20 protein-coding genes are annotated in these 25,329 nt (G+C 61.2%); 14 read left to right on the forward strand and 6 right to left on the reverse strand.

Annotated elements, in window-relative coordinates; genetic code table 11:
- Positions 1-4 precede the first annotated feature (4 nt).
- Positions 5-538: a 16S rRNA (guanine(966)-N(2))-methyltransferase RsmD gene (gene rsmD / locus ACR9Y2_RS10475; protein ID WP_435041138.1), complete on the reverse strand. Its 534-nt coding sequence runs from the start codon at positions 536-538 to the stop codon at positions 5-7.
- An 18-nt stretch (positions 539-556) separates the two neighbouring features.
- The gene (gene recG / locus ACR9Y2_RS10480; RefSeq protein ID WP_435041140.1) at positions 557-2,662 is read right to left on the reverse strand and encodes an ATP-dependent DNA helicase RecG; all 2,106 of its coding nucleotides are present in this window, start codon (positions 2,660-2,662) and stop codon (positions 557-559) included.
- A gap of 365 nt (positions 2,663-3,027) precedes the next feature.
- Here recG and ACR9Y2_RS10485 point away from each other — a divergent pair, with 365 nt between their 5' ends.
- The 8 genes from ACR9Y2_RS10485 (at position 3,028) to ACR9Y2_RS10520 (ending at position 14,775) form a co-directional block, all read left to right on the forward strand.
- The gene (locus ACR9Y2_RS10485; RefSeq protein ID WP_435041142.1) at positions 3,028-4,887 is read left to right on the forward strand and encodes an efflux RND transporter periplasmic adaptor subunit; all 1,860 of its coding nucleotides are present in this window, start codon (positions 3,028-3,030) and stop codon (positions 4,885-4,887) included.
- A gap of 33 nt (positions 4,888-4,920) precedes the next feature.
- Complete coding sequence (locus ACR9Y2_RS10490; RefSeq protein ID WP_435041144.1) at positions 4,921-6,228, forward strand: efflux RND transporter periplasmic adaptor subunit; 1,308 nt, start codon at positions 4,921-4,923, stop codon at positions 6,226-6,228.
- A gap of 51 nt (positions 6,229-6,279) precedes the next feature.
- Complete coding sequence (locus tag ACR9Y2_RS10495; protein ID WP_435041146.1) at positions 6,280-8,361, forward strand: HlyD family efflux transporter periplasmic adaptor subunit; 2,082 nt, start codon at positions 6,280-6,282, stop codon at positions 8,359-8,361.
- Positions 8,362-8,364: 3 nt separating this feature from the next.
- On the forward strand, positions 8,365-9,624 hold the full coding sequence (locus tag ACR9Y2_RS10500) for an ABC transporter permease (protein WP_435041148.1): 1,260 nt from the start codon (positions 8,365-8,367) through the stop codon (positions 9,622-9,624).
- A gap of 175 nt (positions 9,625-9,799) precedes the next feature.
- A complete protein-coding gene (locus tag ACR9Y2_RS10505) occupies positions 9,800-11,392 on the forward strand; it encodes a TolC family protein (RefSeq protein ID WP_435041150.1) in 1,593 nt (530 codons plus the stop codon).
- Positions 11,393-11,447: 55 nt separating this feature from the next.
- The gene (gene mutL / locus ACR9Y2_RS10510) at positions 11,448-13,382 is read left to right on the forward strand and encodes a DNA mismatch repair endonuclease MutL (protein WP_435041152.1); all 1,935 of its coding nucleotides are present in this window, start codon (positions 11,448-11,450) and stop codon (positions 13,380-13,382) included.
- A gap of 8 nt (positions 13,383-13,390) precedes the next feature.
- Complete coding sequence (locus ACR9Y2_RS10515; protein WP_435041154.1) at positions 13,391-13,954, forward strand: cysteine hydrolase family protein; 564 nt, start codon at positions 13,391-13,393, stop codon at positions 13,952-13,954.
- Complete coding sequence (locus ACR9Y2_RS10520) at positions 13,951-14,775, forward strand: isocitrate lyase/PEP mutase family protein (protein WP_435041156.1); 825 nt, start codon at positions 13,951-13,953, stop codon at positions 14,773-14,775. The genes ACR9Y2_RS10515 and ACR9Y2_RS10520 overlap by 4 nt, the downstream gene beginning before the upstream one ends.
- A 3-nt stretch (positions 14,776-14,778) precedes the next feature.
- Here the strand turns inward: ACR9Y2_RS10520 and guaA are convergent, their stop codons facing one another.
- The 4 genes from guaA to thiS form a co-directional block, all read right to left on the reverse strand.
- Positions 14,779-16,563 carry a glutamine-hydrolyzing GMP synthase gene (guaA, locus tag ACR9Y2_RS10525; RefSeq protein WP_435041158.1) on the reverse strand — a complete coding sequence of 595 codons (1,785 nt, stop codon included), beginning with the start codon at positions 16,561-16,563 and terminating at the stop codon, positions 14,779-14,781.
- Positions 16,560-18,176 (reverse strand): S41 family peptidase, encoded by a 1,617-nt coding sequence (locus ACR9Y2_RS10530; RefSeq protein ID WP_435041160.1) that lies wholly within the window; start codon positions 18,174-18,176, stop codon positions 16,560-16,562. Before ACR9Y2_RS10530 ends, guaA begins: the two co-directional genes overlap by 4 nt.
- A gap of 121 nt (positions 18,177-18,297) precedes the next feature.
- A complete protein-coding gene (locus tag ACR9Y2_RS10535; RefSeq protein WP_194446936.1) occupies positions 18,298-18,798 on the reverse strand; it encodes a MerR family transcriptional regulator in 501 nt (166 codons plus the stop codon).
- Positions 18,799-18,918: 120 nt separating this feature from the next.
- Positions 18,919-19,152 (reverse strand): sulfur carrier protein ThiS, encoded by a 234-nt coding sequence (gene thiS, locus ACR9Y2_RS10540; RefSeq protein WP_435041162.1) that lies wholly within the window; start codon positions 19,150-19,152, stop codon positions 18,919-18,921.
- A 60-nt stretch (positions 19,153-19,212) separates the two neighbouring features.
- On the opposite strand from thiS, the gene ACR9Y2_RS10545 reads away from it, so the two are divergent.
- The 6 genes from ACR9Y2_RS10545 to nuoG are packed head-to-tail and all read left to right on the forward strand — an operon-like array spanning position 19,213 to position 25,327.
- Complete coding sequence (locus ACR9Y2_RS10545) at positions 19,213-19,611, forward strand: NADH-quinone oxidoreductase subunit A (protein WP_435041164.1); 399 nt, start codon at positions 19,213-19,215, stop codon at positions 19,609-19,611.
- A 13-nt stretch (positions 19,612-19,624) separates the two neighbouring features.
- On the forward strand, positions 19,625-20,113 hold the full coding sequence (locus ACR9Y2_RS10550) for an NADH-quinone oxidoreductase subunit C (protein WP_435041166.1): 489 nt from the start codon (positions 19,625-19,627) through the stop codon (positions 20,111-20,113).
- A 40-nt stretch (positions 20,114-20,153) separates the two neighbouring features.
- Positions 20,154-21,389, forward strand: a complete 1,236-nt coding sequence (nuoD, locus tag ACR9Y2_RS10555; protein ID WP_435041168.1) for an NADH dehydrogenase (quinone) subunit D — start codon at positions 20,154-20,156, stop codon at positions 21,387-21,389.
- A 17-nt stretch (positions 21,390-21,406) separates the two neighbouring features.
- Positions 21,407-21,889, forward strand: coding sequence for an NADH-quinone oxidoreductase subunit NuoE (gene nuoE, locus ACR9Y2_RS10560; RefSeq protein ID WP_435041170.1), 483 nt, complete (start codon positions 21,407-21,409; stop codon positions 21,887-21,889).
- A gap of 24 nt (positions 21,890-21,913) precedes the next feature.
- Positions 21,914-23,236, forward strand: a complete 1,323-nt coding sequence (gene nuoF / locus ACR9Y2_RS10565; protein ID WP_435041172.1) for an NADH-quinone oxidoreductase subunit NuoF — start codon at positions 21,914-21,916, stop codon at positions 23,234-23,236.
- A 9-nt stretch (positions 23,237-23,245) separates the two neighbouring features.
- Complete coding sequence (gene nuoG, locus ACR9Y2_RS10570) at positions 23,246-25,327, forward strand: NADH-quinone oxidoreductase subunit NuoG (RefSeq protein WP_435041174.1); 2,082 nt, start codon at positions 23,246-23,248, stop codon at positions 25,325-25,327.
- The last annotated feature ends 2 nt before the right edge of the window (positions 25,328-25,329 follow it).

Raw genomic sequence — 25,329 nt, forward strand, 5'->3', positions numbered from 1 at the left:
GGAACTACCTCGATTCGAAGAAACTAAGCGAGTTATCCCCTTGGCTCAGGATTCTCACCCGCTCCAGTTTGCCGTAGGTCTCTTTCAGGTGGTGTGTAAATTTCGACGCATGTTGGACGACGACCAGCGGCCTGGGTGCTTCACCCAGGGCATCCAGGCATAAGCCATACTCCTGCTCCCTCGGGTACGGCGGATCCAGAAAGACGATCTCCGCCTCGAACTTCGTGATCATAGTGGCGGCATTGCCGGCATGCACTTCGCAGCGCTTCGAAATCTCCAGCAGCGAGATGTTCTCCTGCAATGCGCGCAAGGCCGGCCGGCTCTTCTCCAGGAAAATGGCCCGTCCGGCGCCCCGGCTCAGGGCCTCGATCCCGACACTGCCTCCGCCCGCGTACGCATCCAGGAACACACAGCCCTCGATGCGCGGAGAAAGAACATTGAAAAGCGCTTCCCTTAACCTGTCCGGAGTCGGACGAACGCTGTCCCCAGCCGGTGACTTCAACCGGCGGCTTCGGAACTCACCACCAATCACTCGCATGACAACTCTGCCTTTCCTCTATCCAATCAAAGCCAATCCGTAGCGGCGCTGCCAGTGTTCACGTACGAACTGCAGCGCTGCCTCCAGCAGTTCCGCCGACGGAGGCTGCTCGACAAAAGAGCGCGCCTCCTCACGGGCCAGTTCCAGGATCTCCTGGTCTCTCAATAGATTACCGATTCGGAATACCGGCAGCCCGCTCTGCTTCGTGCCCAGGAACTCGCCCGGCCCGCGCAGCCGCAAATCCATCTCCGCAATGTGGAAACCGTCGGTGGACTCCACCAGGGTGCGGATCCGCTCCCGCCCGGTGTCGCTCAGTTTGTCCGTCACCAGCACGCAGTAGCTCTGCTCGGCGCCGCGGCCCACCCGGCCCCGCAACTGGTGGATCTGTGCCAGTCCGAACCGCTCGGCATTCTCCACCACCATCACCGTGGCATTGGGGACATCCACCCCGACTTCAATCACCGTGGTCGAGACCAGCACCTGCACTTCGCCTCGCTTGAAACCGTCCATCACGGCGTCCTTCTCGGCGCTCGGTAACTTGCCGTGCAACAAACCCACTTTCAGTTGCGGGAACACCACAGTGGAGAGTTCCTGGTACGCCGCCTGGGCGGCCTTCACCGCCTGCGTTTCGCTCTCCTCAATGGCCGCGTAGACGACATAGGCCTGCCGGCCAGCCTGCACCTGGCGCAGGATGAAGCTGTACACCTGCTCCAGCTCTAACTTGGTCTTGTGGAAGGTCTTGATAGGCTGGCGGCCGGGCGGGAGTTCGTCGATCACACTGACGTCCAGGTCACCGTAAATCGTCAGGGCCAGCGTGCGCGGAATGGGCGTCGCGGTCATCACCAGGACGTCTGGATAGACACCCTTCTGTTGCAGCGACTTGCGCTGCAGGACGCCGAACCGGTGCTGCTCATCGATGATCGCCAGCCCCAGCTTGTCGAACTCTACGTCTTCTTCCAGTAAGGCGTGTGTGCCGATGGCGATGTGGGCGAAGCCGGCTGCGAGGGCGCGCTTCGCCGCTGCCTTTTCTTTCTTCGTCATGGAGCCCATCAGCGGCACCACGCGGTAACCCAAAGGAGCCAGCACCCGCTCCAGATTCACCTGATGCTGAGCTGCCAGGATCTCCGTAGGCGCCAGCAGCGCCGCCTGGTAGCCGTTTTCCACTGCGATGACGGCCGCCTGCGCCGCCACAATCGTCTTGCCGCTCCCCACGTCCCCCTGCAGCAACCGGGACATCGGGGTCTCTGTGGACATGTCCTTGGCGATCTCGCCCAAGACCCGCTTCTGAGCACCTGTCGGTTTGAAGGGTAGGATTTTCTTGATCTGCTCCCGCACCCGATCATTCAGTTCAAACCGGATGCCCGGTTCCGCCCTCGCCTGCCGCCGTTTCAACGAGATGCCGGTTTCCAGCCAGAAGAATTCTTCGAAGATCATGCGGATCTGGGCCGGCGAACGAAACCCATTCAGCAGCCGCAAATCGGTGTCGACCGAGGGGAAGTGCAGTCCTTTCAGCGCGGTAGTCAGGTCTGGCAGGGCCAGGCGGCGGCGGATGAAATCCGGCAGCGCATCGGGCATCTCCGGCAGGTTGTCGATGATCCGCTTCACCACGCCACGCAGCACACGCGCGCTCGTCTTGCCCGCGGCTTCATAGACAGGAACAATCCGTCCGGTATGGAGACCGGCCTCGTCCTCCTCATCGTCGTCGCGCAGGATCTCATAATCGGGGTGCAGCATCGTTAGCTCCCCCTTATACCCATCGAACTCAACTTTGCCGAACAGCGAGACCCTGATTCCGGGCAGGAACACGTTCTTTAAGTACTGCGCATGGAACCACTTGCCCGTCAGCCGCTGACTGCTGGAGTCCTGGAAGACGACTTCCACCAGTCCCAAATCGCGGCGGTGAAACTGCGGAGTGTGCAGGCTCTGCACTTCAGCCAACACCGTAGCCATCTCGCCCGGAGCCAACTGACCCAGCGGCTTGATGTTCGAACGGTCTTCATAGCGGAACGGAGCGTAGGTAAGCAGGTCCGCCGCCGTGGTCAAACCGCGGCCCTCCAGGTCGGCGGCACGGCGTGGTCCGACGCCTTTTACAAACTTAATCGGAGTGGAGAGATCCAGCGGCACGGCTTCGGGGGTGAAACCCTAGTTTACGAGGTTCAGGCGGCCGCCCGCTGCGTGGCTTCTGCTGGGGTTTGATTCGGCTGGGCTGGAGGCGGAATAGCGTCTGTAAGCCATTGCCGATGGAAGGGATAAGAAATATGAACCCGGTTTCATCCTCTCCGTTTCCGTTTCGTTCGATAGGATCTTTGCCCTGTCCCGCTGCAAGTGAGTAGCTAACTGTAATGGAATCCATATCTTTGATTGGGCCCGCTCCATCTTTCCGGTGCTTGGGATAACCTTTTCGATAGGCTTGTCGTCTTAACATGCGGGACAGGCCTGCCGAATCGGCCCAACGCATTCCACTTGGTCAGGATCAAGAGTTAGACCGTATGCAGCCGCAGATGAATCCATCTCCGCAACCTACTCCGCAAGGTAAACCGGGCATCGCTCCGGTTTCTCACGAGCCGAAACGGCCGAAATCGAAAAGCGGCATCGCGCTTCTCGTTCTAGCCCTGTTCGCAGGCGCCGGTTGGTTTGCCTGGAAACAGGCGACGGACCCGGCACGGTCAGGCTCGGGATTTACTGGTGTCCGCACGGCTGTCGTAGCGGCAGGAACCCTGGAGCGGTCGATCCGCGTGACGGGTGTGACCTCCGCCGATAAGTTCGCTTCCCTTGCGGCTCCTCAGTTGCGCGGCATGCGTGGCGGCGGCGCAGGTGGTGGTGGAGGCAACACGGGCGGAGGCACCACATCCTCTTCTTCCTCCTCGTCTTCGTCCAGTTCCAGCGCGTCCTCCGGTACCGGCTCTTCCACAACCGGCGGGGCTTCCAGTTCCACGGGTACCGCGTCGACCTTCCGGGCGACGACAAACCGCTTTGGCTCCGGTTCGACCACTTCCACCTCGGGCTCGACTTCAGGCACGGGCTCTACCGGCTCAGGCACCTCCTCCTCCTCCAGTTCGAGCTCATCGTCCTCCGGTTCCTCCTCTGGTGGTAATTCGGGCGGCGGGGGCGGTGGCGGTGGCGGGGGTGGTGGCGGCAACATGCTGAGCGGCGGCAACGACGACTTCATGCAGGTGCTGCAGAAGGTCGCCTCCGCGGGCAGCCATGTGAACAAAGGGCAGGTCGTCGCGGAATTCGACCAGCAGTTCCAATTGCTCCGGCTGGATGACTATAAGTCGACCGTTGAGCAGTCGGACAGAACGCTTCGGTCACTCGATTCCACGCTGGAAGTGCAGCGTAAGTCCTACGCCCAGAACATCGAACAGGCCAAAGGCGCAGTCGAGAAAGCGAAGCTGGATATCAAGACAACGCCGGTGCGGTCAGCCATCGAGGCCGAGCAACTCCAGTTGGCTCTGGAAGAGGCACAGGCGAAGCTGAAGCAACTGCAGTCCCAGATTCCTTATCAGGAAACGAGTCTCAAGAGCCAGCGCCGGATCTCCGAGATCGACGCCGAGCAGTCGCGCGTCGAACTGAAGCGGGCTGAGCGCAATGTCAGCCTGATGCAGATCACGGCCAGCATGGACGGCATGATCGCCATGGAGAACATGATGCGCGGCAGCGAGTTCTCCCAGATTCAACAGGGTGACCAACTCTTCCCGGGCCAATTGTTTGCGCGCATCGTTGATCCGAGTTCGTTCCTGGTTTCCGCCACCATCAACCAGGCCGACGTGGAGTATGTCCGCGTGGGTTCGAAGGCTACCTTGCGCTTCGATGCCTATCCCGACATGGTGCTTCCGGCTCATGTCACCTCCATCGCGGCGATCACCAAGCCGGGTGGGGCGCGTGCCTCCTACGTCAAAGAAATCCCGATCTATCTCAAGATCGACCGGTTGGACCCGCGCGTAATCCCTGACTTGAGCGTCAGTGCGGATGTCGTGATCGAGACGAACGAAAACCAGGTACTGGCGCCCATCGAGTCCATCTTCCGTGATGGCCCGACTGCAAAGCCGTACGTGTATGTGAAGTCCGGTGAGTCGTTCGAGAAGCGAACGGTCGAACTGGGCGATCGCAACAATATCAAAACGAGTGTAGTTTCCGGACTGAAGGCTGGCGAAGTTGTGGCGCTGGATGCGCCCCGGAAGGCGGATGCGGCAGCCACCGCGTCAGCTGCGCTGCATCCCGGCCAGGTTCCGGCGCCGGCGAACTCAAGCCGCCCCTGGGTATTGGCGCTCAGCGTGCCGATTCTCGGGCTGCGCGGACGGCTCATGCGGGCTTACCGCGGGCTGAATGCCCGTTGGCAGCGAGTTTGAGGCCCGGCCCGATATTTTGTCTTGGAGTGTTGAATGTCTTCTAAAGATATAAAGCCCAGTAAAAAACTTGGGCAAACCGGCAGCGGGAAGGGCCGCATCGTCCTGTGGGTCGTCATTCTATTGGCGCTCGCCGGGGGCAGTTTTGCAGCCTACCGCTATTCCACCGCCAAGCCGGTTGAGGTACCTACGGTCAGTGTCCGCAAGGGCGAGTTCACCATCACCATCAGTGCGCGCGGCGAAATCCGTTCCACCCGGTCCGTTACCCTCACGGCGCCTCAGGTGCCTAACCCCACCATTACGACGCTCGCCGAGTCGGGCAAGATGGTCAAGGCCGGGCAGGTCATCGTGGAATTCGACACCGCCCAGTATGAAAACTACTACCTGAACTTCGTGACGAATGCCCGTACGGTGGACAGCGAAATCGTTCAGACCAAAGCCACCCACAAGATCACGGATGAAGAAGATGCCATGAGCCTGATGACGTCGGAATACGACGTCCAGCGCGCCGGCCTCGAAGCCTCGAAGGCCGAGATCCTGTCCGAGATCGAAGGTGCGAAGAATCGTATCAACGTTGGGTTGTCCGAGGGTGCACTAGGTCAGGTAAAGACCTCTGTGAAGGCGCACGACGTCAGCCAGCAGGCCGACCTGGAACGGTTGGACACCCGTAAGAACAAGACGCTGCGCGATATGGCCCGCGTGAAGGACTATCTCGGCAAGATGACAATCCGCGCTCCTCAGGACGGTATCCTGAACATCCTGCCCAACTTCCGCGCCCAGGGCAACTGGGGCCAGACGCCGCCGTCCTTCAAGGAAGGCGACCGCGCCTGGACTGGCGCCGCCATCGCCGAGATTCCTGACCTCTCTGAGATGCGCCTGGAAATGAAGGTGGAAGAAGTGGATCGCGGCAAGATCCAGATCGGGCAGACGGTGAGGGTTAAGATTGACGCGATTCAGGACAAGGAATTCGAAGCCACCCTCGATTGGATCAGCCCTATCGCTTCCCTCAACTTCCGCGGCTTTGGTTCGGCCAACGAAAAGACGTTCCCGGCCCGTGCCACGTTGAAGTCTGTCGATCCGCGGCTGCGGCCCGGCATGAGCGCGACGGGTGTTGTATTGATTGAAAGCCGTCCGGAAAGCCTGCTGATTCCCAACAAGGCGAGTTTCCTGCAAGCCGGAAAACCTCACGTTTGGATCCAGAAAGGTACCGGATTCCAATCGCGTGAAATCGAAGTCGGAAAGCGCAACGACAACGACATCATCGTCCTAAAGGGCCTGCAGCCCGGGGACCGTGTCGCGCTGGAAGACCCGGCCGAAGTGGCCAAACGTGCAAAGAAGTTATAGCGGGCAGATCGTCGCACCCAGAAAGACACGGCAGTAACGAGATCGCAATCCATGAAGAAAGTCGTTTTCCGTCTAATCCTCATCGCAGTGGTCCTCGGGGCCGGCTATGGCGTGTATCGCTTTTTCCAGGGCATGTCTGCACGGCAGCAATCCCTGCCCACCACCAAAGTCCGGCGCGGCGATGTCGTTGTTCGCAGCTTCACGAGGGGAGAACTGCGGGCGGTGCGTACGGCAACTCTCGCTGCTCCGAATCTGTTTGGAACTGTGCAGGTTACGAAACTGGCACCGCTGGGAGCGCTGGCCCGGGAAAAGAACCTGATCGTCGAATTCGACGACTCGGAAGTCCTGTCCCGGCTGGAATCCCGTCAGCTCGAATTAGAGCAGGTGGACGAGCAGATCAAGAAGGCGCAAGCCGACCTGGCGATCCGCAATAACCAGGATCAGGTGGATCTCCTGCGGGCCCGCTACGCGGTCCGCCGCGCCGAACTGGAAGTGAAGCGCAACGAGATCCTGGCCGCCATCGACCAGAAGAAGAACCTTCTCAATCTGGACGAAGCGCGGCGCCGGCTGAAGCAGTTGGAAAGTGACATCAAGTCGAAGCAGGAGCAGGCACTCGCCGAGATCAATGTGTTGCGCGAGAAGCGCAACCGCAGCCTGCTGGACATCAACCGCGAAAAAATGCGCCTATCGCAGGTGAAGTTGCTTTCACCCATCGGCGGGCTGGTGGCCGTCCGGCAGAACCGCAGCGGTTTCTCCGGCATGTTCGGTACGCAGGTCCCCGACGTTCGTGAAGGCGACCAGGTGCCGCCCGGCACCCCGGTGGCGGACGTGCTCGATCTCTCGGAACTGGAAGTGATTGCCCGCGTGGGCGAGCTCGACCGAGCGAATCTGCGCGAGGGGCAGGAAGTCGTCATCCGGCTGGATGCGCTGGCCGAAAAGGTATTTGACGGAAAGATCAAGAGCATGAGCGGTACGGCCAGTGCCAACGTGTTCAGCTCGGATCCCGGCAAGAAGTTCGACGTAGTCTTCTCCATCGACATGAAGCAGTTGCTGACTACGCTGGGTGCGAAGCCCGAGGCCATCGCCCGCATCCTGGCGCTGGCTGAGGAGAATCGCAAGAAGCCGCTCAGTGTCACCACCGGGTCGATGTTCGGCGGGATGCCCGGCATGGCCGGCCTCACCGGCATGGCGGGGGGTATGCCGGCAGGTGGTATGCAGGCTGGTGGCATGCAGGCTGGCGCGGCGGGCGGCGGAATGCAATCCGGCGGAATGCAAGGCATGCAAGGTGGAGCGGCTGGAGCGCCAACCGGTGCGGACCAGGCCGGCGGCCAAGCCGGCGGACAGCGCCGGGCCGGCGGTTTCGGCATGGGCGCCAACTCCAACATGACCCCCGAGCAGCAGAAGAAGATGCAGGAGATCCTCAAGAAGGCCCTGAACGGCAAAACCATGATTGACCTCTCGCCGGAAGACCGCCAGGCTGTCTTCGCCAAGGTGAGGGAAGAAGCCAAGAAAGCCGGCATCGACATGCCGCAGCGCGGCGGGAGTCGCGGCGGCGCCGAGGCGGCCGGTGGAACCGGTGCCCCCGGAGCCCCGGGTGGAGCGGCTCCTGCTGGTGGGACAGGCACTCGTGCCGCGGCTGGCGGCGCACCCTCCTTCGGACCGCAGGCCCCAGGCGCGGCGGGCGGACGAGGCGGCATGATGGGCATGGGCATGGGTTCGGGCGGCGCCGGTGGCTTCTCGGCCAAGGATCTGGAAAACGCTACCTTGCCTCCTCCACCTGAAGAGGGCGACACCATGGAAGTCCTGCTGCGGCCTGGGCTTCTGGCCGATGTCGAGATCATGGTGGAGAAGGTGCCGAATGCCATCTACGTGCCGAATCAGAGCATTTTCGAGAAAGAAGGCAAGCCGGTGGTCTATGTGCGCACCGGTGACACCTGGGTTGCTCGCAACATTAAGATCGATAAACGGTCGGAATCGGTCACTGTGGTCACCTCGGGCGTGAACCCGGGCGACACCATTTCGCTGGCGGATCCGACAGCGAAGCCCGGGGAAAAGAAGAAGGCGGATGATAAGAAATCCTCCGGCGGAGCCGCGGGCGCACTCCCGGTTGGCGGTTCAAAGGGTGGGCAGTAAGTTATGACGTCGTTCCTGCAGGCAGTCCTGCCTGAAATCTACATGGGGCTCTCGAGCCTCCTGGTTCATAAGCTCCGGACCATGCTCACCATGCTGGGCATGATCTTCGGCGTGGGCGCCGTGGTGGCCATGCTGGCCATCACCGCCGGTGTCGAAAAGGAGATGCTCTCTTACATCGATCTGCTTGGCGTAAACAACATCATCATCGAAGCCAAGGAGGCCGTGGACCGTAACGAGTTACAGCAGCGCCGGGCCGTCAGCCCGGGCATGACCTTCCGGGACTACCGGGCGATCATGGAGAACACGCAGGGCCTGGAAAAGGCCACTCCGCGCAAACGCTTCAAGCCATTGAAGGTTCTGCCGAAGACCGCAGCCGAGCCGCCGATGCTGATCGGCGTGGAACCGGACTACCGCGATATCCAGAGCCTGAAGCTGGTGGAAGGCCGCTTCTTCAACGAGGATGAGAACGCCACCGCCGCGCCGGTCTGTGTCCTGGGTGAGACGACGAAGGTCAACCTGCTGGGTTACGAGCCCGCGGTCGGGAAGTACGTCAAGATCAATGACACCTGGCTGCAGGTGGTGGGCGTGATGGCCTCCCAGTCGGGCGGCGATACGGATGTGGAAGGCGTGGAGATCCTCTCCAGAAATAATCTGGTGGTCAGCCCCCTGCGCACGGTAATGTTCCGCTTCGAAGACGGTAATAGCTATCTGAAGGATGAGATTGACGGCATCTACCTGCGCGTCAAGCCGGGTACGAACTCCATCGAGACGGCCGCGGTGATCAACGCCATTCTGGCTGCCGTCCACAAGGACGCGGGCGACTATACGGTTACGGTGCCCGCCGGCCTGCTGGAGCAGAAGAAGCGGACCAGTGACATTTTTAAAATCGTCATGATTTGTATCGCCGGGATCAGTCTATTGGTAGGCGGAATTGGCATCATGAACATCATGCTGGCGACGGTGTTGGAACGAACCCGCGAAATCGGGATCCGGCGCGCCATCGGTGCACGCCAGGCCGACATCGTGCGTCAGTTCCTCACAGAAGCGGTCATGATCTCGATCATTGGCGGGTTCCTCGGAATTGTGTTCGGAGTGACGTTGGCGCAGATCATCGCGGCCGCGGCCGGTTGGTCCACTGTGGTTACGTTCACTTCCATCGCCGTGGCATTCGGCGTCTCAGTCGGCATCGGGCTGCTTTTCGGCATTTACCCGGCCGTTCAAGCTGCCAAACTCGATCCGATTGAGGCCATCCGTTATGAGTAGTCTTCATAGATATCATCAGGTCCAACCCATGCGTTTTCTTGTTGTTCTTCTTTGCTCCACACTCATTGCGCCCGCGCAACAACCGCCCGCCGGCCAGGCGCCGTCGCCCGCGCCCGCGGCAGCTACTCAGACGAGTTCCGCCCCTCCGCCAGTGAGTTCCGGGGCCGTGGCACGTATGAATGCAGCCATTTCCGAACCGAGCGCGCCCTGGATAGGAACCGGCAACTGGTGGCGGAAGACCTTCGCAGCGAATGACACCACAGTCATCGTGGATGGCCCAGTGCGGTTGAAGGATTTCGTAGTCGACGGCAAGCTGACGCTGTCGTTGAAGAATTACCTCGACCTGGTGGTCGCCAACAATACCGACATTGCCGTGCAGCGACTGACGCTGGAGACTCCCAAGAACGCCATCCAGCGCGCGTTCGGCGTCTTCGACCCGGTCATCAATAGTTCGTTCTCGGCCACGCGCGCCAAGACGCCCTCCACCAGTACTTTGCAGGGCGCCAACATTCTCAACCAATTGGATCAGCCGTTCCAGGCTTCTTACCAGCAGTTGTTCGCGCCTGGCACCCAGGTCAACACCACGATCAACATGTCGAAGTCGTCAACGAACAGCTCGTTCAACCAGTACAACCCGGCGTTGACGACCTCCTGGAGTTCCAGCTTCACCCAGCCTCTGTTGCGCAACCGAGGCATCTACATCAACCGGTTGCCCATCACCATCGCCCGGGCACAACGCAAGACGCAGGAACTTTCGCTGGAGAGCACGCTGCAAACGCTGCTGGTTAACGCCGAAAACGCCTATTGGGACGTGATCAGCGCCCGCGAACGTCTGAAAGTTCAGGAGCAGGCCCTGTTCCTGGCCGACCAGGCGTTGAAGCGCTCGCAGAAGGAAGTGGAACTGGGCGCCACCTCACCGTTGGAAATCTTCCAGCCGCAGCAGAACTACGCTACCGCCGAAATCAACCTGACCCAGGTGAAGTTTCAGCTCCAAATCGCTGAAGATGCCCTGCGCCGCCAGATCAGCGTCGACCTCGATCCCGATGTCCGGAAGTTGCCCATCGTGCTGACCGAACAGTCCATGGCCGCGGCCGACGAGGCGCCGCTGGATTCAGATGCGCTGGTGGGCGTGGCCCTGCAGAAGAGGCCGGACCTGATCTCGTTGCGCCAGACCCTGGACGTCAACGATCTGCAGATCCAGAGCGCGCTCAATCTGCTGAAGCCCAACTTGAGCCTGGGCGGCCGCTACAGCACGACGGGCCGAGGCGGTACAGCCTTCGCCACCGACCCGGTGACCGGAGGTCGAATCCCCATCCCCGGCGGCATTACGGACGCTTTTGGCCAGTATTTCGACTACAACACGTTCGCTTTCAGCCTGACGCTCAACCTCCCGCTGCGCGACCGCGCCGCCTCGGCCAACCTGGCGGATACGGTCGTCAGCAAGAAACTCACGGCCCTCCGCCAACGTTCCCTCGAACAATCCGTACGGCAGGATGTACTTACGGCCGTCAATCAGTTGGAGAGCAGCAGGGCCTCAGTCAAGCTGGCGCAGGTCGCGCTCGACTTCGCCCAGAAGCGCGCCGATGCCGACCAGAAGCGCTATGACCTTGGTGTGATCACGATCTTCTTCCTGCTGGCGTCCCAGAACGACCTGACGCAGGCTCAGTCGACCCTGGTCAACAGCACGGTGAACTACCGCCGCAATGTTCTCAACCTGCAGCAGCGGGTCGGGAACCTGCTGGAAGTCAAAGGTATCGTGATGCAGTAGCGGAAACCCCTATCATGGAAGACAGGGCGGGCTGCGGCCTGCCCTTTTCCTATTTATGGGCCGAATTCGCATTCTCTCCGACAACGTCGCAAACAAGATCGCCGCGGGCGAGGTGGTGGAACGGCCTGCCTCGGTCATTAAGGAGCTGCTGGAGAACTCCCTGGACGCCGGCTCGACCGACATCCGCGTGGAAGTCGAAAGCGGCGGGCGGCGTCTGCTGCGCATCGTCGATAACGGCTGCGGCATGCTGCGCGATGACGCCATGCTGGCGTTCGAACGGCACGCCACCTCCAAACTCTCGAATGTGGACGAATTGGAAGCGATTGCCACCCTCGGCTTCCGAGGGGAAGCTCTGCCGTCGATCGCGTCGGTTTCGCGGCTGGTGCTCGAAACCAGGTCCCCGGACGAAGCCACCGGCACGCGGGTCGAAATCGCCGGCGGCAAACTGCTGAGCTGTGAAGAGAGCGCGCTGCCGTCGGGCACGGCCATCACGGTCCGAGATCTCTTCTACAATGTCCCGGCTCGCAAGAAATTCCTGCGCAGCGACCAGACGGAACTCGCTCATATCGCGTCCCTGGTCACGCACTATTCGCTGGCCCACCGTGAGAAGTCGTTCGAACTCACCCACGCCGGCAAGGAACTGCTCAGGGTGACTCCGGTGCTCAGCGACCGTGAGCGTGTGTTTCAGGTGTTCGGAGCCGACACGCTGGAGGACCTGGTCGAGCTGCCGAAGCGCGATGCAGAGGCGGGACGGTTCCGCCTGTCCGGGTTCATCTCCCGGCCGCAGGTCCAGAAGACCAATCGAAACTCGATCTTCCTGTTCGTCAACCGCCGTCTGATCCGCGACCGGCTGCTGATGCATTCCATCAGCGCGGCTTACTACAACCTGATGCCGCCGGCCTGCTACCCGTTTGCGCTGCTCTTTGTGGACTGCGATCCCGCGGAGGTGGATGTGAACGTCCATCCCTCGAAGACGGAGGTGCGCTTCCGCAACAGCAGCTATGTCCATGACTATGTTCGGGATTCTCTGCGGAAGACGTTGATTGAGCAGCGGCCCGTGCCCAGCGCTCCGCCGCCGGGCATTCCAGTCCTCGAAGGTACGCCCGGGCAATCGGCGACGAGGCTGCCTTACTCCGAGTTCACACAGACCATCGAGAACTTCCGGTACGACGAAGCCCGGCCGGTGCTGCCTCCGCCCGAAGAGGGCCAACCGTCCCAATCAATGCAGATGCCGGAGTACACATTGCGGCCTGTCGCGCCACCGCCGCCGCGTTTCGATTTCAGCAGCGGCGAGCCCATCACCATGGATCCGCAACCGGCTGGGCCGGAGCCGTTGCGGCTCAAGATCCCTGATACGCACGGTGGATTTCCGGCGGGCTACGACCTGGATGCGCCGCAAGGGATGGTCTCGCTCGACGATCTGCGGGTGATGGGGCAACTGCACGATAGTTTCATCATTGCGGCCGGACGGGATGGGCTGTGGATCATCGACCAGCACGTAGCCCACGAGAGAATACTGTTTGAAAAAGTACTGGCGCAACAGGCGGCGGGCCGGGTGGAGCAGCAACGGCTGTTGCTGCCGATTGTCCTGCAACTGACACCGTCGCAACAGGTAGAGTACGAGCGGATTGCGGACGATCTGGCGCGGGCTGGTTTCGAGACGGAACCGTTCGGCCAGCGCACCATTGCGGTGAAGGCCGCGCCCTCGGATCTGTCCACCGGCGACCTGGAGCGCGCGATCTTTGAGATCCTCGAGATCGCCGAAACGGAACTGCGGCGGGTGAGCGTCGACGATTTCCGGCGCGGGATTGCGGCGTCAGTGGCGTGCCGGGCGGCGATCAAGATCAACATGCGGCTGGACCAGATCCGCATGGACTACCTGCTGCGGGAGCTGGCCAGGACGCAGTATCCGATGAGCTGCCCGCACGGCCGGCCGGTCGCGCTGCGCTACTCGATGCGCGAGATCCTACGCAGTTTCCACCGCATCTAGAATGGGGTATGGAGAGTATCCCCGCAACTGCCGCACTCATCCTGATTGACCTGCAGCGCGCCATCGACCACCCCTCCTGGGGTATCCGCAACAATCCCGATGCTGAGCAGGCGGGCGCGTCGCTTCTGGCTGCCTGGAGAGCCAGCGGGCGTGCGGTCTACCACGTCCGTCATGACTCCGTTGAGCCCAATTCCACCTACCGGCCGGGTCAGTCCGGCCACGAATTCAAACCGGAGTTTGTGCCGCAATCCGATGAGCCCGTGACCGGTAAGCATACGGGCAGTGCCTTCGAAGGTACGGAGTTGGGTGAGAGGATGGCCACCGGCTGCCACGAGGTACTGGTGGTATTTGGAGTGATCACGAACAATTCCGTGGAGAGTACGGTGCGGCATGCGGCCTGCCTGGGGTACCAGGTGCTGCTGGTGGCCGACGCTTGTTTCACGTTCGCCAAAGTTGACTGGAACGGGGTTCTGCGGAGCGCCGACGAAGTGCATGCGATGTCTCTGGCGAACCTTCATGGCGAGTACTGTACGGTCACGACATCCACGGAGATTCTGGAGGCGATGTCATGAGCGCGGATTTGCAGGCTAAGGCCAAGATTCTATTGGATCTGCATCACGGCGGCAAGATTCTCGTGCTGCCCAACGCGTGGGATGCAGGTAGCGCCCGCGTCTTCGAGTCGGCCGGATTCCCGGCCATTGCCACCACCAGCGCGGGCGTGGCTTTCACTTATGGCAAGCCGGACGGGCAGCGGATCAGCGGGCCCGAGATGCTGTCGGTTGTGCAGAGGATTGCGGCGGCGGTGAAGGTGCCGGTTACGGCGGATGTCGAGGCCGGTTATGGCGACATCGCCGGGACCGTGCGCGGCGTTCTGGATGCCGGAGCGGTGGGCATGAACCTGGAAGATATGGAAAGCGACGGCGCCACCGACTTGATTCCGTTGTCCGAGCAGGTTGAACGGGTGAAGGCCGTTCGGGCGGCCTCGTCCTCGGCTGGTGTTCATCTGGTATTGAATGCCAGGACGGATGTCTTTCTGGCGGGGATCGGCGATCCTTCGACCCGTTTGGCTCGGACGATTGAGCGGATGCGGGCCTATGCGGAAGCCGGCGCCGATTCGCTGTTTGTGCCAGGAGTGAAGGATGAAGACGTGATTCGGGCCCTGGTTCAATCGCTATCCATGCCGATCAACATCCTGGCGAGCGCGGGTGTGCCGTCGACGGGCCGATTGCAGGAGTTGGGCGTCGCACGAATCAGTACAGGATCCGGACCGTCACGCGCGGCTTTGAGTGTGGCTCAGGCGGTTGCGGATCAACTGCTGGCCACGGGTGAGTACAGCGTGTTCACCGAGTGCTCGTTGAGCTACGCGGCAGCTAACAAGTTGTTTGCGGAGTAAGAGTTACTCCCACTCAATGGTGCCCGGCGGCTTGTGCGTCAGGTCGTACAGCACCGTACATATACCAGGCAGCGCGAGCAGAGCGCTCGTCATCTCGTCCAGCAACGCCTGAGGCATGGCGACGGACTGGGCGGTCATGCCGTCGACCGAATCGATGGGCCGCAGGACGATGGAATCCGGACGATCACCGGCGCCCAGCGGGACGATGATCACGGGGAACTGCCAGACCTTGTGTTCGAAGCCGGAAGAGAGGCAGAGGGAACGGACGATGGAGTCGGCGGCGCGCAGGCGATCCAGTCGCTCGGTGGTGATGTAGGCGGCGGAGGTCTTCAGCTCGGCCACCGGCGTATGCGTGCCGGTGACGGCGGCGACGCGGTTGATGCCCGCCAGCCGGTTGATCATTTCGGTCGCCTTGAGGTGTACTCCGGGCGAGGCCGGCGATTCTTCCAATAAAAGTACGGGCCGATAGGTTCGGGAATCGCCCTGGACTCCGACGGAGTGCAGCGGGGCGAGCCAGCCGGCGTCGAGTGGTTCCACCGGGCGGACTTCGTCCTCGCAGAGGCAGCGGATTGCCAGGCCTGGACCTGGAAATGGATGACGCGAAAGGAGTTCCTCGGGCAGGTTCAATTCTCGCCCGACCTCGCGGACTTCGTCCTTATAGAGCAGGTGGAGCGGCTCCACGATGCGGCCCTCGGCCAGCAGTTTCTGGATGCCGGAGACGCGGTTGTGATGGGTTTTGATCAGGTCGGCCTTGGCCGTGCCGCCGCTCTCAATGGTGTCGGGATAGATGGTGCCCTGGCCCAGGATCCAATTGCCTTCGAGGAACTGGCCGGAGGCGAGGATCTGTTCCTGCACTTCGACGAATTTCTCGCCGATGATGTGACGCTTCTTCTCCGGTTCCCGCACGCCCGCTAACGCGCCCACGAAGCGCTCCTCGGCGTACTCGACCGCGAAAATGCCTTTGCCCAGCGACTCAAAGACACCCTGGACGAACGGGGTTTCGCTGTCGCGCATCAGGCCGGTGTCGACGTACAGGGCTCGCACCCGTTCCGGGCCAAGTGCCCGAAGACAAAGGGTAAAGGCAACGGTGGAATCGACGCCGCCAGATACGAAAAAGAACACATTCCGGTCGCCAACGCGCTGCCGGATCTCTTCCTCAATGCGGCTGGTCTGTTCGCGCGGGCTCCAGTCGGTTTCGCAGCCACAGACGCCGAAGAGGAAGTTCGAGAGGATTTGCCGGCCGCGCTCGGTGTGGACGACTTCCGGATGGAATTGGACGCCGTAGATGCGGCGGGCCGCGCTGCCCATCGACGCGATGGCGCACGTTTCGGTGGCGCCGTAGACGTCAAAACCGGCTGGTGCCGCGGTGACGGTATCGCGGTGGCTCATCCAAACCTGTTGGCGGCCGGTGGCGCCTTGAAACAGCGCTGCGCTGGACTCCAGATCGAGGTGGGCCATCCCGTATTCGCCCTTTTTGCCTGGACTTACGGTGCCGCCCAGGTGCCAGGCGATCAGTTGCTGGCCGTAGCAAATGCCGAGGACCGCACAAGGCAGGTCGAAGATCGCGGGATCTACTTGCGGGGAGCCGGATTCATAGACGCTGGCGGGTCCGCCGGAGATGACAATGCCCAAAACCCCTGCCAGTTCAGAGGCAGGGGTTTCACTTGGGCGAATCTCGGAATAGACGCCGAGCTCACGGATTTTGCGTGTGATGAGGTGGCAATACTGACCACCCGTATCAAGTACGATGATTTGCGGCCGTGTACCTTGGTCAGGAGACTGGTTCAATCGCGACGGGCCCTCTTATCCAATTGAACCATCTGCTTCTTGGAGTTGTCGAGCAGCAAGGCCTTGGCCTTGGGCAACGAATCCATTGCTTTCAACACTGCCGGATCGGTTTCGATGGCATAGCGCAGGGATTCGTCGAGGGAGACAGCCGTGATGAGCGCTTCCCGCTTGAGCTGCGTCTTGATCCAGTCATTGTTCTCTGCCCACTCGGCTTCCGTGAACTGAGCGTTGTTCTTCATCGCGTAGTCGTGGAACTCGTTCAGCATGGCGTTGTCCGGAGTCCAATCTTTCGCCAGCGTGGTGCTGTGCGATGAGAAGTACTTCGGGATGAAATCGCGGAAGGCGCTGCGGCGGGCCAGTTCGATCTGGAATTTGTTGTACTTAACGACGAACTTCTCGTCCGGGGTGATGCCATTGCCGCCGTAGACGGCGCGGCCGGCGTCGGTCATCTTGACGTCGGTGGAATCCTTCTGAGCACCATCCTTGCGATTGAAGTAGTACTCGTAGAAGGAGCCGCTGGTGTAGTCGCGCTGGATGAGGCGGCCGGACGGGGTGTAGTACTTCGCGGTGGTGAGGGCGAGACCGGTGTTCTCTGAGAGCGGGAAGACCGTTTGGACGAGGCCCTTGCCGAAGGTGTTGTCGCCGAAGATCCAGGCGCGGTCATGATCCTGCAGGGCGCCGGCCACGATTTCAGCGGCCGAAGCGGAGTAGCGGTTGACCATCACGACGATGGGATAGTCACGGGCTGCGCTGCCGTTGCTGGCGGTGTAGGGGCGCTCTGGTGAGGAACGGCCGCGGTGGCTGACGACGGTCTGGCCTTTACGGAGGAAGTGACCGGCGACGGCGACGCCTTCATTCAGGAGGCCGCCGGGATTGTCGCGCAAGTCGAAGACGAGACCCTTCACGTTGGCTTCGCCCAGCTTGTGCATCGCGTCTTCCAATTCCTTGGAAGTGTTCTCGTTGAAGCTCTCGACGTCGATGTAGGCGATGCCGGGCTTGAGCCAGAAGGCGTTCTGGACGCTGAATCTTGGGATTTCCCCGCGGATCAGATTGAAAGTAATGGGCTTGTCGACACCTTCGCGGGCAATCAGGACCTGGACCTTGGTGCCTTTGGGGCCTTTCAGCAGGTCGGCCACTTCGGAGGTGTTCATGCCGTCGGTGCGCTTGTCGTTGACTTCAATAATCACGTCGCCGGGGCGGATGCCGGCCTTGTAGGCAGGGGAACCGGTGAACGGAGCCACGACGACAATGCGGCTATCCTTCGGCTGAATGGTCATGCCGACGCCGTAGTAGGAGCCGCGCTGGTCTTCGCGGAGCTGCTGGAAGTCGCGGGGATCGAAGAAGCTGGAGTGGGGATCCAGGGTGCGGAGCATGCCGGGCACGGCACCTTTATATATGGCCTTGTCCGGATTCACTTTGTCCGCGGCATTCTCTTCGACCAGGCGGTAGATGGAGGTGAAGGTCTTGAGACCCGCGCTGAGTTCGTCGTCGGCCGAGGCTGGGGCGGCTGAGGATTCGGCGAGCGCCGAGGCGCCGGGGCCGAAGTTTCCGGCGACAATCGCGCACGACGCGATCACCAATAGAGAAAAGACAAAAGCGCGGATTTGGCGCATGTAGTGGCCTCCCCAGACCTGACCCAAGTATAACGCAGGGCCTCTGAGCCGTTAGACGGCGCAGAGGCCCCGGAGGTTTGAGAAATGTAAAAGTAAGGTCTAAATTCCTGCACCGGAGTCGCTAGACAGCCTTGGACTTGCGCGCGACGGCCGGAGTTTCGCTCTTTGGCGGCTTGCGGGGCGTGACCGTCAGCCGACGAACCTGGTCCGTTACACAGACCAGGAACATCGGCTGTTTGGCGGCTTTGAGCAGATCGATGATCCGCTCCTGGCTCTCCTCGAGATAGATCGACTTACCGTCGGTGAGCAGGTGCAGGTCGCTGCCGGCGTTGAGGATATCGGAAAGGCGTTTACCCATTTCGCGTTGCAGGAAGCGCAGGACGCGACGGATCTTCTGGAGGCTGAAGCCTTTGCGGCGGAGTTCGGCGATGACGCTGACCTCGACGACTTCCTCGGTCAGATAGATACGTTTGTGGCCCTCATGACGGGGTGATACCACCCGCTGCTCATCCCACCACTGCAATTGCCGGAGGCTGACTCCGGACAAACGCGACACGTCAGCGCTGGAAAACGTCCGCTCCCCGGGGGCGGGTGCACCCTGTCGCGATTTTGTTTTGAACATCTCACTCCCTTTCTGTTTGGGGCCAAAACTCATACACGAGTCTATAGGAGGGGGTAGGGAAGTCAATTCGCAAGATCTGGCCCGATTTCGAATCGCGCCACTAGGGAATGGGGGGCAGTTTCAGCGGGCGCCGCCACCGACGAACGTGACGATTTCGAGGGAGGCTCCGGCCTGGATGGCGGTGGATTCCCAGTCCGGCTTGCGAACGATTTCGCGATTGAGTTCGACGGCGACGCGGCCGGAGTCGAGGCCCAGGTGGGCCAGGAGTTGGCGGATATTCAGACCGTCAGGTACGATTCGGTCTTCGCCGTTGACTTTGATAGGGATATCGAGACCACCAAGTTGGTTTGACACGCTCTTCTGAGGGTCATTATAGTTAAAAGTTAACGCCCCGGGGACTCGACTACCGCACTCATGCCCACAACTGTCTTAGAAGCATACTTCCCGGTCCTGGTCCAGGTGATCTTGGCTGCCGCCGTGGCCGCGGGATTGCTTGGCGCGGGCGTTTTACTGGGTAAACGCGTCAAGAATAAAGTCAAAGACACACCCTACGAATGCGGCATCACACCGACGGGCTCCGCGAAGGAGCGCTTCAGTGTCAAGTTCTACCTGGTGGCGATGCTCTTCATCCTTTTCGATATTGAGGCGATCTTCCTGTACCCCTGGGCTGTGGTCTATCGTGACCTGAAGCTGTTCGGGTTCTTCGAGATGCTCCTCTTCATCGGACTTGTGCTGGCCGGCTTCTTCTACATCTGGAAGAAGGGCGTATTGAACTGGGCCGCCGAGGAGAGCCAGCAGGATAGCCAGCGCTAGAGGGGGCGCCAGAATGTTGCCGGACAATTTGAAGGATATGGCCGTGCCTGCCGCGATTGAGGCGTGGGACTCAGCGGTGGTGACAGGCGGAAGCCACGAGTTTGGCGAGACTCTGCTGTTTGTGCAGCCTGAGCGCATTGTCGCGGTCTGCCAATACCTGAAGACTCAGTTGAAATTCGAGCGCCTGTCGGGCGTCACCTGCATCGACCGGTTCCCTGCCGAGCCGCGTTACGAGGTGCTGTACCTGCTTCATTCTATTGCGCGGAATGAGCGGTTGAAGCTGAAGGTCGCCTTGGGCAGCGACGCTCCGCAGGTGGAAAGTGTGACCGCCGTCTGGGTCGGCGCGGACTGGTATGAGCGCGAAGTGTTCGATTTGTTCGGGGTGAAGTTCCACAACCACCCGAACCTGAAGCGGCTGATGATGCCCGAAGACTGGGAAGGACATCCGTTGAGGAAAGATTTCCCTGTTCACGGTCACAAGTACAGCTACCAGAACGACTAAGCGGATCCGCAGTGTGCGTCCGGTTCTGAAGAGGGGAACCATGAACGAAATCGATGAAACGACAGTGCCGGCTGGCTTCGACACGCAGGTGACGGAGAAGCTGCCGGGCGGTGGCCGCAGGATGGTCCTCAACATGGGCCCCCAGCACCCGTCCACCCATGGTGTTCTGCGCATTCTGCTGGAACTGGACGGCGAGATCATCCAGAAGGCGGAGCCGGACATCGGCTTCCTTCATACGGGTATCGAAAAACAGGCCGAAACCCTCACCTGGCAGCAAGTGGTCACGCTGACGGATCGCATGGACTACCTGTCGAACATGGCGAACAATCTCGCCTATGTTCTGCCGGTGGAGAAGTTGCTGGGCATCGAGATTCCCCCGAAGGCGCAGTGGCTGCGGGTACTGCTGACGGAACTGTCGCGCATCAACAGCCATGCGGTCTGGCTGGGCACACACGCGCTCGATCTGGGCGCGATGACGGTCTTCTTCTACTGTTTCCGCGAGCGAGAGGACATTCTCCGGCTGTTCGAGATGTTCAGCGGGCAGCGGCTGATGACGAGTTATATCCGCATCGGCGGTGTGGCCCTGGAGCCGCCGAGGGGCTGGGAGAAGGCGGTCGGACGTTTCCTGGATGGACTATCCGAGAAGATCGATGAGTACGAGAACCTGCTCAACACCAACCCGATCTTCCTGCAGCGAACCCAGAAGGTGGGGTACCTGAGCCTGGAGAAACTGCTCGACATCGGTGTGACGGGGCCTATGATCCGGGCGGCGGGTTTGAACTGGGACATCCGCAAGTCGGAGCCCTATTCGAGCTACGAGAAGTTCGACTTTGACGTACCGGTCTACCAAGACAGCGACGTATACTCCCGCTACCGGGTTCGTTTGGAAGAGATGCGGCAGAGCGCGCGGATCTGCAAGCAGGCGATGGACGGGATGCCGGACGGCGCCTGGAAGGCCGACGCGCCCAAAGTTGTTCTGCCTGACCGCGAAAAGATGAAGACGCAGATGGAGGCGCTCATCTACCACTTCAAGATTGTGACGGAAGGGTTCAGGGTGCCCGCCGGGGAAGCCTATGTTCCGGTGGAATCGCCCCGCGGCGAGATCGGATTCTATGCGGTGAGCGATGGGACTTCGAAGCCTTACCGTGTGTTCATGCGGACCCCGAGCTTTGGCAACCTGCAGTGCCTGTCCGCGCTGTTTGAAGGCAAGTTGATCTCCGACTCCATCGCGTCGCTCGGCAGCATGGACTTCGTCCTCGGCGACGTGGACCGCTAAGGAACAGAGAGACTGTCATGACCTTTTCACCCGAACTCGAAGCCAAGTTCGCGAAGATGATCCAGAACTACCCGGCGGGCCGCCAGAAGGGCGCGCTGATCCCGATGCTGTTGTTCGCCCAGGATGAAGTGGGTTCGATGACCCCGGAGCTGATCGACGAAGTCTCCAAGCGGCTGAAGGTGAAGCGGGTGGAGATCGAAGAAGTCATCGGCTACTACACGATGTTGACCCGCGAACCGCGCGGCAAACACCATGTGCAGATCTGCACGAACGTAAGCTGCATGCTGACGGGTGGCGAAGAGCTTTACGAGCACGCCTGCAAGAAGCTGGGGATCGGCAACAAGCAGAAGACGGCGGACGGGCAGTTTTCGCTGGAAGAAGTGGAATGCCTGGGGGCCTGTTCGTGGGCTCCGGCGATGATGATCGACTACGATTTCCATTTCAACGTGACGCCGGAGAAGTTGGACCGGCTGGTCGAGAGCCTGAAGAAGACGCAGTAGGGGATCCATTCTGGGGAAAACGAAATGCTTCTGAACGAACCGCATCCACTGGAAGTGAAGGTCCTGACACGGCGCTACAGGTATCCGCAGCAGGATCCGATCTGGCTTGAGCAGTACGTGGCGGACGAGGGTTACGACGCCATTCGCAAAGCGCTGACGATGCAGCCGGAAGAGATCATCGAGGAAGTGAAGAAGTCCTCGCTGCGAGGCCGTGGCGGAGCGGGCTTCCCCACGGGCCTCAAGTGGAGTTTTGTCGACCGCAAATCGCCGAAGCCGAAGTACATCGTCGTCAACGGCGACGAGGGCGAGCCGGGCACCTGCAAAGACCGCATCATCATGGGCCACGAGCCGCACCGGTTGATTGAGGGCTGCCTCATCGCCGGCCGCGCCATCGGTTCCAACCGCGGTTGGGTGTACATCCGGGGCGAATATCGCGAGTACATCGACATCATGGATCGCGCTATTCAGGAAGCCTACGACAAGGGCTACCTGGGCGATAACGTGATGGGCAGCGGTTGGGCGTTCCACCTTTCCACGCACACCGGAGCAGGCTCCTATGAGTGCGGCGAAGAATCCGCACTGCTGGAGTCGTTGGAAGGCAAGCGCGGCAATCCGCGGCTGAAGCCTCCGTTCCCTGCGACCTCGGGCGCGTTCCAGGCTCCGACGATCGTCAACAACGTCGAGACCTACAGCGCCGTGCCGGAGATCATCCTCAAAGGCGGGGAGTGGTTTGCGGGCCTGGGTACGCCGCGCAACGGCGGCACGCGCCTGGTGTGCCTGTCGGGCCACCTGAACAAGCCCGGTGTGTATGAAGTACCGCTGGGCATGAACATGATGACGCTCATCAACGAGGTGGGCGGCGGCGTGTGGAAGGGCCGCAAGCTGAAGGCGGTGATTCCGGGCGGCAGTTCCAGCCCGATTCTGCGGGCCGATGAGTGCGACATTCCGGCTGATTACGATTCGTTGGCGAAGGCCGGGTCGATGCTGGGTTCCGGCGCCACGGTGGTGCTGGACGAGACGGCCGACATCGTGAGAATCCTGGCGCGGTTGATGGCGTTCTATGCGCACGAGAGCTGCGGCTGGTGCATCCCCTGCCGCGAGGGTACGAGCTGGTTAAAGAAGATCATGGCGCGCCTGGATGAAGGCGTGGGCACGAAGCGGGACATCGACATGGTGGATCAGCTCGCGCAAGGTATGATGGGCCGGACTTTCTGCGCCCTGGGCGATGCGGCGGCCATGCCTGCCATGAGTTACGTGCGGAAGTTCCGCGAAGAGTTCGAGGCAAAGATTCAGTCGGCGCAGGTCTTTATGCCAGCGCCTCAGACGCAACCCCTGGTTGTGTTGTAGGGAGAAGACATGGCCGATCCCATTACGCTGACAATCGACGGTAGACAGGTGAAGGTGCCGGCCGGCACTTTGGTCATCGAAGCTGCCAAGACGGTCGGTATTGAAGTGCCCGCGTTCTGCTACTACGAAGGCTTCTCGCTGCAGGCCGCCTGCCGCATGTGCCTGGTGGAAGTGGAGAAGATGCCCAAGCTGCAGCCCGGCTGTACCCTGCCGGCGGCGGAAGGCATGGTGGTCTACACCGAGTCGCCGAAGGTTGTCGAAGCGCGCAAGGGTACGCTCGAGTTTCTGCTGTCGAACCACCCGTTGGATTGTCCGGTGTGCGACAAGGGCGGCGAGTGTGAACTGCAGGACATGACGTTCCGCTACGGGGCGGGGGAGAGCCGCTTCGTCGAGATCAAACATCACGTGGATGAGAAGCAGTGGAGCCCGGCGGTCTACTACGATGCGGCGCGCTGCATTCTCTGTTACCGCTGTATTCGCGTTTGCGATGAGGGCATTGGGGTCGGCGCGCTGGGGCTGACCTATCGCGGCGTGGCCGCGGAGATCACGCCGAGCCACGGCGATCACCTGGAGTGTGATGAGTGCGGCTGGTGCATTGATGTCTGCCCCGTGGGCGCACTGACCTCCGGGACCTACCGGTACAAGTCGCGTCCGTGGGAGATGAACTACGCGGGCACGATCTGCACGCACTGTTCTGATGGCTGCAAGACTACGTTGAGTGTGCGCAATGGGGAAGTGATCCGTGCCAACAACCGCGACCGCAGCGGTGTGAACGGTGAGTTCCTGTGTGTGAAGGGCCGTTTCGGATTCGACTTTGTCCACAGCGAAGAGCGACTGCAGTCGCCGCTGTTGCGCAAGGATGGCAAGCTGGAGCCGGTGAGTTGGAGTGAGGCGCTGGCCGCGGTGGCCGCCCGCTTCGGCGAGGTGAAGGCGCGCAACGGGAAGTTCGGTGTCATTGGTTCCACCCATACGACCAACGAAGAGAACTACTTCCTGCAGAAGTTCGCACGGGAAGGGCTGGGGACAGCTAACATCGACCATCACCGGTCGGGTGACGTGCCGGCGCTGCTGGATGCCCTGAGTGGCAAGTCCGGCAAGCTGGCGTCCTCGGCAGATCTGTACAACGCGAAATCCGCGCTGGTGATCGGCAGCGACCTGGCGCAGCAGCATCCTTTCCTCGCCTTCCAGTTGCGTGCGAATTTCCGGCACCACCAAGCCGCGGTCTATACGGTGACCAGCGGCGTAGTGCGGGAAGAGCAGTATGCGGCGAAGAGCCTGCACTGCGAGGCCGGGCAGGAACTGGGCACGGCGCAGTCACTGGCAGAGGATCTGAAGAAGCACGGCGACCTGGTCATCCTGTTTAGTGACGCGATCCGCGGGCAGGCGGTCCGGCAGCTTGTGGAGTTTGGCGAGTCGCTGGGGATTCCAGTGAAGTATGTGTGTCTGGTGGACTATGCGAATTCCCGCGGAGCCATGGACATGGGCCTGCTGCCCGACCTGGGGCCGGGCTATCATGCTGCTGCGACGGCAGGGTTGTCGCGCGACGAGATGCTGGCCGCGGCCGATCTCGACGTGCTATGGGTGGTGGGTTCGAATCCATTCAAGACCACGGCGCCGGCCGGCACGAGCACGTTCACTGTTGTGCAGGACCTGTTCCTGACCGAGACCGCGCAGCGTGCCGATGTGGTGCTGCCCGCAGCCAGTGCGTATGAGAAGAATGGCACGGTCACCAACGGATGCGGCGAAGTGCAGCGGCTGAAGCAGGGTCCCAAGGTGATGGGTACGAAGACCGATCTGGAGATCTTCGGGTTGTTGGCCAAGGAGCTTGGCCTGAATCTGGGTATCTGGACGGCGGACAAGGTTTTCGAAGAGATCCGGCGGACGGTGGCGGGTTATAACGTGCCGTTGCCGGTGATTGCGACCGGCGGCGCGGCGCAGACCGCGGCGGTGAATGGCGGCGTGCCCTCGCAGGGTAAGCCGGAATACATTCGCTCAGCGGGCGATACGCTTTTCACATCGGGCACCTTGGGGCGCTACTCCAAGATGCTCAATCGAGTCATGGAAGCACCGGGACAGTTGTACAAACCGTAAGG

The sequence above is a fragment of the Paludibaculum fermentans genome, from assembly GCF_051172195.1.
Lineage (GTDB): Bacteria > Acidobacteriota > Terriglobia > Bryobacterales > Bryobacteraceae > Paludibaculum > Paludibaculum fermentans_A.

Excerpts from the sequence above, each read along its gene's own strand:
- nuoG (WP_435041174.1), top strand. The coding sequence starts at position 23,246 with ATGGCCGATCCCATTACGCTGACAATCGACGGTAGACAGGTGAAGGTG.
- ACR9Y2_RS10535 (WP_194446936.1), bottom strand. The coding sequence starts at position 18,798 with ATGTTCAAAACAAAATCGCGACAGGGTGCACCCGCCCCCGGGGAGCGG.
- rsmD (WP_435041138.1), bottom strand. The coding sequence starts at position 538 with ATGCGAGTGATTGGTGGTGAGTTCCGAAGCCGCCGGTTGAAGTCACCG.
- nuoF (WP_435041172.1), top strand. The coding sequence starts at position 21,914 with ATGCTTCTGAACGAACCGCATCCACTGGAAGTGAAGGTCCTGACACGG.
- mutL (WP_435041152.1), top strand. The coding sequence starts at position 11,448 with ATGGGCCGAATTCGCATTCTCTCCGACAACGTCGCAAACAAGATCGCC.
- ACR9Y2_RS10550 (WP_435041166.1), top strand. The coding sequence starts at position 19,625 with ATGTTGCCGGACAATTTGAAGGATATGGCCGTGCCTGCCGCGATTGAG.
- ACR9Y2_RS10530 (WP_435041160.1), bottom strand. The coding sequence starts at position 18,176 with ATGCGCCAAATCCGCGCTTTTGTCTTTTCTCTATTGGTGATCGCGTCG.
- ACR9Y2_RS10520 (WP_435041156.1), top strand. The coding sequence starts at position 13,951 with ATGAGCGCGGATTTGCAGGCTAAGGCCAAGATTCTATTGGATCTGCAT.
- nuoD (WP_435041168.1), top strand. The coding sequence starts at position 20,154 with ATGAACGAAATCGATGAAACGACAGTGCCGGCTGGCTTCGACACGCAG.
- ACR9Y2_RS10545 (WP_435041164.1), top strand. The coding sequence starts at position 19,213 with ATGCCCACAACTGTCTTAGAAGCATACTTCCCGGTCCTGGTCCAGGTG.
- ACR9Y2_RS10515 (WP_435041154.1), top strand. The coding sequence starts at position 13,391 with ATGGAGAGTATCCCCGCAACTGCCGCACTCATCCTGATTGACCTGCAG.
- ACR9Y2_RS10505 (WP_435041150.1), top strand. The coding sequence starts at position 9,800 with ATGAATGCAGCCATTTCCGAACCGAGCGCGCCCTGGATAGGAACCGGC.
- ACR9Y2_RS10485 (WP_435041142.1), top strand. The coding sequence starts at position 3,028 with ATGCAGCCGCAGATGAATCCATCTCCGCAACCTACTCCGCAAGGTAAA.
- ACR9Y2_RS10495 (WP_435041146.1), top strand. The coding sequence starts at position 6,280 with ATGAAGAAAGTCGTTTTCCGTCTAATCCTCATCGCAGTGGTCCTCGGG.
- nuoE (WP_435041170.1), top strand. The coding sequence starts at position 21,407 with ATGACCTTTTCACCCGAACTCGAAGCCAAGTTCGCGAAGATGATCCAG.
- ACR9Y2_RS10500 (WP_435041148.1), top strand. The coding sequence starts at position 8,365 with ATGACGTCGTTCCTGCAGGCAGTCCTGCCTGAAATCTACATGGGGCTC.
- ACR9Y2_RS10490 (WP_435041144.1), top strand. The coding sequence starts at position 4,921 with ATGTCTTCTAAAGATATAAAGCCCAGTAAAAAACTTGGGCAAACCGGC.